Genomic DNA, 6283 nt, shown 5'->3' with positions numbered 1-6283 from the left:
AAATAAAGGGATTACAAGAGATTTTAGGTCTCTTTTTGTCACTTATACCAAAATTTCAGATAAAGATACAAAACACTTTATAATAATATTATTCCTCAAAATATCTTCACATACAGCACATTCAAATTTGCTGTCACTGCTATCACTCCAACGCAAGATATAACATGTTGGATATAAAGACAATACGCAAAATGTTAAAAATGACAGCAAACTATTTTCAAAATAATCACAGAGAAAGATTCCTCATTTATTTAAATGTGACATCATCGTATAACTGAAAAACGACAATAAAATAAAGGACATCTGGAGACAGAACGTCACCAGATATCCTTTTAATATTCTATATAGTTGTTTTAGAACTATACGCTTTCCATGAAAAGAGAAGGACTTATATCCCTTTTATATTGAATTTAAGCTCTTTATTTGACTGCTGCAGCCTTCTCAGCCTTAAGGCGTTTATGCTCCTCCAGCATCTTTGCAGCACGCTCATGGGCGATACGAGCAGGTTCGCTTGTAGCCTCATCTTCAGGACGGATACGCATAGTGTTGGCAAGATTAACAAGATCTTTCACAGCTTCTCCACCTGCAATAAGTCCAGCCGCAGCTGGTACCCACGCATTAGAACTTGGAATAGTATGGCGGTCAGTACACTTACGCATATCCTTATCGGGACAGATGCAGTGGAAACGACAAGATATTTCTGGTTGTTCGATACTCTCAAGCGGTTCTTCAGGACTGTATACTACCTTAAGACGCTTTATCTTCGTCTTACGGAGTTTCTTACGAATCACCTTTGCCAATGGATCGTTGATAGTCTTGAAGATGTCAGTCACACGGAACTGTGTGGCATCAAGTTTATAAGCAGCACCCATACAAGAAAGCAATGGGATATTCATTTCATGACAACGATAGATAAGATCAAGCTTAGCTGTTACAGTATCAATACAATCAATGACATAATCATAATGAGAGAAATCGAACTGATCGGCGTTATCAGGCAAATAGAATGTCTGATATTTCCGCACGATACATCGTGGATTGATTGAGTGAATGCGCTCTTCAGCGACATCTACTTTATGCTTTCCCACTGTTCGAGTGGTAGCAAGGAGTTGTCGGTTGACATTTGTTAGACAAACACGGTCGTCATCAATAACATCAATAGCTCCCACGCCACTACGTGCCAATACTTCTACAGCATATCCACCAACACCTCCAACACCGAAGACAGCGACACGACTACCATTAAGCGTGTCGATAGCGGGCTTACCAAGAAGAAGTTGGGTTCTTGAAAATTGATTCTGCATTGTTTTATTATTATCCTTTATTTAGAGTGCAAAGATAGTGCAAATGAGAACAAAAGAAAGCTTGCTTTCACTTTGTCGAGCGCAGCCTATCTTATGCAAAGATAGTGCAAATGAGAACAAAAGAAAGCTTGCTTTCATTTTGTCGAGTGCAGCCTATCTTATGCAAAGATAGTGCAAACGAAAACAAAAGAGAGCTTGTTCTCATTTTGTCGAGTGCAGCCTATCTTCTACAAAAGTACGAAAAAAAATTGAGAAAAAGGGTCAATTCTATTTTACTAAGCGTATTGACAGGGGTTCAACCGTAATCAAATGACGTTTATAGAGGTCGCCAACAGCTCTTTTATACACCTTCTTTGATACCTGAAAACGGCGTTTAATATCCTCTGCTTCACTCTTATCGCCAAGATCACATACCCCACCATTATCTTTCAGATATTGAAGCAGGACCTCTGCAAAGCCTTCCGCATGCTGTTGACCTGTTGGTTGAAGTGTACAATCAATCTTACCATCACGACGAACCGTTGAGATATAACCCTTTAAGCGATCACCAGTATGAACATATTGGAACACCTGATCCTCATAGATAAGGCCTGGATACTTATTATCAACAATAACTTTGAAGCCAAGGTCAGTCTTCTGCCATATCAACAAGTCAACTTCCTGTCCATGCTTATAACCTCGTGGCTGTTCGTCAAGATAATGCTCTACCTTTGCAGAGGCAACAAGGCGATAGCTCTCTTCATCAAGATGAATATAAACGATATAGCTATTGCCGATAGTCATACGCTTCTTTTGTTCACGGAAAGGACAGAAGAGGTCTTTCATCACACCCCAAGAGAGGAATGCACCATACTCATTTACCCATGAACACTCCAAGTAAGCGAAGTCGCCTACCTGCGCCAAAGGTTCCTCAGTAGTAGCAATCGGGCGTTCATCCTGATCAAGATAAACGAATACTTCCAGTTCATCCCCAATCTCTGTTCCCTCTGGCACATATTTCTGAGGCATGAGTATCTCACCAGCCGGTCCACCATCAAGGTAGATTCCGAATGGATCACCATTGCCTTCACGTAAGGCAATCTTCTGTACTGTGAGCGTATTGTATGCTCCAAGTTTTATTTTAGACATATTCCTATTTTTAAGTTGTCTGAAGCCAGAATGACATAAAGAAATATTCTTTCAATGACATATTTTCTTATCGAGCTTTCGCTCGATTTACCTTTTAGTTATGAGGGTTATAAACCCTATACTTACGTTTAATCTCCAGCCGTTCAGTCGAGCCAAAATTTATAAGCAGCCCATTATCTATTCCAGACACAGAGAGATAGTTTACAAGCTGAATTGCGTGTGCTGGTAATAACTGAGCAACAGCTTTTAGTTCTATGATAACACATCCTTCTACAACAATATCTGCTCTGAAATCACCTATAATATGTCCTTTATATCGAACAGGCATTTCTACTTCATCCTCCACTTTAAGTCCAGCTTCTCTGAGTTCTATCAGCAGTGCTTTTTTATAAACACTCTCTAAATACCCAGCAACAAAATGGCTCCGCACCTCATAGGCTTTATTGATTATCAGCTTTATAACTTCTTCAGTATTCATCAGGCTATTAATAATTATTAAGTTAATCGTCTACAAACATACTCTATAAAGAATATGTCATTAAAAAATATGTCTTTATGTCATTCTGGCTTTCAACAAACATCATTTTGTCTCTTGACAAACGTCATTCTGTATCAAGCCATCTTTAAGATGTATCGTTCTATCTGTTATCTGTGCAAGCCCCTCATCGTGTGTAACGATTACAAACGTCTGACCGAACTTATCACGGAGATCGAAGAAGAGCTGATGTAACTCCTGCTTGTTTTTCGAATCCAAACTACCCGAAGGCTCATCGGCAAGGATAACAGCAGGGTTGTTTACCAACGCACGAGCTACTGCCACACGCTGCTTCTCACCACCTGAAAGTTCGTTAGGCTTATGATTAGCACGATCGCTCAAGCCCATAAATTCCAATAATTCTTCGGCACGCTGACGTGCATCCTTATTCTTCTTGCCAGCAATATAAGCAGGAATCATAATATTCTCAAGAGCTGTAAACTCAGGAAGAAGCTGATGAAACTGGAAGACAAAGCCTAAGTGCTGGTTGCGGAAATCACTCAACTTACCAGCTGACAGGCTGCCCACGTCAATACCATCCACAACAACAGAGCCACTATCTGGCTTGTCCAGCGTTCCAAGTATCTGTAACAAGGTGGTTTTACCAGCTCCAGAAGGACCAACAATACTGACAACCTCTCCCTTTTCAATACGAAGGTCAATACCCTTCAACACTTGAAGCGAGCCAAAGCTTTTAGTTATGTTCTTAATATCTATCATATTCTATTCTTTTATTGGGGCTATTAAGCTTATTGGCCATATTAGCCTAATTGGCCTAATTAGCCTAATATCCTCTTACACCTTATTATGAATCCACTCTCTTACAGCCTCATAAGCACTGCGTTCCTCCGTATGCTGTGGCTGAGCGAAGGTCATATCATCCATCTCACTACCATACTGATCTGGGAAGATAATCATGATTGTCTTACCTTTAATAAACTTATTCAGTTCTTCAGGAAGTCTTTCCATTGCCGTCTTATAAGATATCGTACCCTTACGTGCTGTTACTATGACAAAGAGGTGGTCCTCTCGAACCTGCGAACCAAGCGTTGGCAATTCCTTCCAATGCACCATCTCTTCATATTCAGCCCTAACACTTGGGAAGCGATTGCGAATAAACTCATTGACAAGTTGCAACGTTTCGTTACGTCCATGGAATGCTATACGACACTCCAAGTTGCCTGCCATACGTGCCAATCGTTCCAACCAACGATAAAAACCGGGTTCAAACTCAGCACGAGAAGGGATTGCCACCTGTATTCTGCGAATTGTATTCAGTGGTTGTAAGATACGTGTCACGATAATCTGACGGCTCAAACCATTGTATAGACTTCGCGTAAATTCTCCCCAAAAGCTACGATTAATCTCCTTATGGAAGTGTAATCCCATCAGAATCTCTGACGCTTGAAACTCTTTAAAAGCATGTTTAATACCATTGGCAATATTTGCTGCAACACGTACCTGCGTCACCATCGGTACATCAGATGCACTCGCCAAATGGCAAAGATGGTCCAACAAACGCTGTCCCTCTGCCTGATTATGGCGCATATTCACATCATCATATACCACATTCAATGCCACTAACTCTCGTTTCAAGCGTGGATTACGCATCAATGTAGCCATGGTTATGAGGTTATCAGAATACTCTGGATACTTCACTGGAATAAGAATCTTCTCATCATCGAGGTTCTTCATCATATTCTGATCTTCCTTTTCCTGCAAACGGAGACGTTGTGCAGCACGTTCTGTAATGACGGTTGAGATGACACAGGTAAAGAGTATCATAATTACTATTCCATTCAAAACCTCGTCACCAAAGAGATATTGACCTGGTGCCACTTCTAATCTACGCCCTACCATCACCATCGCAATAGCTCCAGCAGCATGGGCACTGGTCAAACCAAACATCATATGACCAGCCAACCAAGACATACGGAAGATACGAGCTGCCAAATAAGCTGCTACAGCCTTACCCAAAGTACCGAAGAAGACAATACAGAATACAACCCAAAGTATCTTACTTCCTGCAAAAAGCAAGCGTACATTAATCAGCATACCAACTCCGATAAGGAAGTAAGGAATGAAGAGTGCATTACCAGTAAACTCTATACGGTTCATCAATGGAGATACCTTTGGCACAAATCTATTCAATATCAAACCTGACATGAACGCTCCAAAGATTCCTTCTAAACCCACTGCATCCGACAATGCTGCCGAGAGAAACACCACTGCAAGGATAAAGATAAACTGCATCACAGCGTCTGAATATCGACGAAGGAACCAACGTGTCACACGTGGTATCACCATAATCAAGCCCACACAATAAGCCACAAACTTCAAAATGAATAGTAGCCAAAAGAGTATGCCGCCATTGCCATGAAACGAATTGACGATGGAAGCCATGACTATCAAAGCCATAAAGAGCGCCATCATAGACGAACCCACACTCAGCATCGTACTCGTATGTCGTGTTAATCCGTATCGTCCCACTATCGGATAGGCTATCAACGTATTAGAAGCCATGATTGCCGCAAGCAGAAGCGATGCCAAAGGGATATAGCCCAAAAGGCTGACACCCATAAAATAGGTCATTGCAAAGGGGACAAGGAAGGTCAACATACCGAAAATCATCACCCTATTACGGTTTTTCTTCAGTCCCTCCATATCCATTTCCAGACCTGCAAGGAACATGATATAGTACAGTCCTACACGTCCAAAAAGTTCAAACGAGGCATCACGACCAAGAATATTCAGTCCATATTTTCCAACAAGGACACCTGCCAACACCATACCGATGATATGTGGAATGCGCAGTCGTCCCATGATGATAGGCGAAAGCAATATCATCAGCAAAACAACAAAGAAAATCAATGTCGGGTCGGTTATCGGGAAATATTGAGATAAATTCAGCATGCGTATCTATAAATTACTGTCTGCAAAGTTACGAAAAAACTTTGGCAACCACCTAATAATACGTCTCTAATAAGGGTTCTTTCGTTGAAACTATAGGAAAAGCATCCACTCATTTAGCGAAAGAACCGAAGTTACTCATTTAACAAGAACATAGCTAAGACTCTCAACTTCCTTCTATATTATCGTCCTCCGACACAGAAAACCTTTTCATCTAAATCCATCAAAAACACAGAAAAGACTCTGAAAAATCATTACATTAATTCGATTAAACTTCCTTCAAAATCAAGTAAAAAGCCACATAGAAAGCGACTTTACAACCAACAGAGAATCAAATAGTTATAAAGCAGCAAAGTAAAAGGTGCTTAATTGGACTTCAAAAGGGCGTTAGTAAGGGTCTTAAAGG

Annotated in this window: 5 protein-coding genes; all 5 read right to left on the bottom strand. The window is 40.8% G+C overall.

All coding sequences use genetic code 11. The features are described from left to right. Positions 1–419: 419 nt before the first annotated feature. A complete protein-coding gene (locus HMPREF1505_RS12005) occupies positions 420–1304 on the bottom strand; it encodes a ThiF family adenylyltransferase (protein ID WP_036925746.1) in 885 nt (294 codons plus the stop codon). Positions 1305–1571: 267 nt separating this feature from the next. Next, a complete protein-coding gene (locus HMPREF1505_RS12000) occupies positions 1572–2432 on the bottom strand; it encodes a S1 RNA-binding domain-containing protein (protein ID WP_036925743.1) in 861 nt (286 codons plus the stop codon). 94 nt (positions 2433–2526) lie between these two features. Continuing rightward, positions 2527–2910 (bottom strand): GxxExxY protein, encoded by a 384-nt coding sequence (locus tag HMPREF1505_RS11995; RefSeq protein ID WP_036925740.1) that lies wholly within the window; start codon positions 2908–2910, stop codon positions 2527–2529. Between the two features lie 102 nt (positions 2911–3012). Next, positions 3013–3687: an ABC transporter ATP-binding protein gene (locus HMPREF1505_RS11990; RefSeq protein WP_036925737.1), complete on the bottom strand. Its 675-nt coding sequence runs from the start codon at positions 3685–3687 to the stop codon at positions 3013–3015. A 75-nt stretch (positions 3688–3762) separates the two neighbouring features. Further along, positions 3763–5880: a cation:proton antiporter gene (locus HMPREF1505_RS11985; protein WP_036925734.1), complete on the bottom strand. Its 2118-nt coding sequence runs from the start codon at positions 5878–5880 to the stop codon at positions 3763–3765. Between the last annotated feature and the right edge of the window lie 403 nt (positions 5881–6283).

Origin of the sequence: Prevotella sp. ICM33, from assembly GCF_000517825.1 — a bacterium.
Lineage (GTDB): Bacteria > Bacteroidota > Bacteroidia > Bacteroidales > Bacteroidaceae > Prevotella > Prevotella melaninogenica.
Note: the sequence above shows the minus strand (reverse complement) of the source record. Positions and strands in the feature narration are given on the sequence as shown.

What these genes read in the sequence shown, in the direction of transcription:
- HMPREF1505_RS12005 (WP_036925746.1), bottom strand. Translation starts at nt 1,304, where the DNA reads ATGCAGAATCAATTTTCAAGAACCCAACTTCTTCTTGGTAAGCCCGCT.
- HMPREF1505_RS12000 (WP_036925743.1), bottom strand. Translation starts at nt 2,432, where the DNA reads ATGTCTAAAATAAAACTTGGAGCATACAATACGCTCACAGTACAGAAG.
- HMPREF1505_RS11995 (WP_036925740.1), bottom strand. Translation starts at nt 2,910, where the DNA reads ATGAATACTGAAGAAGTTATAAAGCTGATAATCAATAAAGCCTATGAG.
- HMPREF1505_RS11990 (WP_036925737.1), bottom strand. Translation starts at nt 3,687, where the DNA reads ATGATAGATATTAAGAACATAACTAAAAGCTTTGGCTCGCTTCAAGTG.
- HMPREF1505_RS11985 (WP_036925734.1), bottom strand. Translation starts at nt 5,880, where the DNA reads ATGCTGAATTTATCTCAATATTTCCCGATAACCGACCCGACATTGATT.